General features: G+C 60.9%; 2 pseudogenes. Both read left to right on the plus strand.

What is annotated here, in order from left to right:
* Positions 1-247: pseudogene (locus KYK83_RS17120) on the plus strand (TolC family protein); the annotation flags it as partial.
* Between the two features lie 11 nt (positions 248-258).
* Positions 259-512 (plus strand): annotated as a pseudogene (locus KYK83_RS17125) (efflux RND transporter periplasmic adaptor subunit); the annotation flags it as partial.

The following is a 512-nucleotide window of genomic DNA, read 5'->3' on the forward strand; positions in this document are numbered from 1 at the left end:
GGTCACGCAGGCCCGCGGACAATTTCTGGCAGCCGAAGCGCGGGTCGAGACCCTCGCGGAGACGTCCTTGCCCCAAGCCGAAGAAGCCTTGCGCCTCGTTCGGATTGGCTACCGCAACGGCAGATTTCCGCTGATCGAAGTTCTGGCTGCGGCCGAAGCACGCGACACCATCCGTGAAGCTTTGATTCAAGCTCAGGAAGATCGTGGTCGCCTGGCGGCGACACTGATCTGGCTCGGTGCACAATGAGGTATTTCCCGATGAACCGTAAACGTCTGGCCGTCGTGATCGGCCTTGCCATTCTCTTTGTAGTCGCGGCGCTCATGCTGTGGCCCGATAACGAAGTTGACCAAAACGCCGAGGAGACGAGTGAGGAGGTCGAGCTTTCCGAAGGCCTTGTCCTGCTTGGTGCCGAACAAATTGAAGCGTCCCAGATAGCGGTTGAAACCGTCGGCCAGGGATCGGCGGTCGAGCTGGTCTTCCCGGCCACCGTCGCGGCAAGCCCGACGGCAAC

The organism is Qipengyuania pacifica (assembly GCF_019857205.1).
Classification (GTDB): domain Bacteria; phylum Pseudomonadota; class Alphaproteobacteria; order Sphingomonadales; family Sphingomonadaceae; genus Qipengyuania; species Qipengyuania pacifica.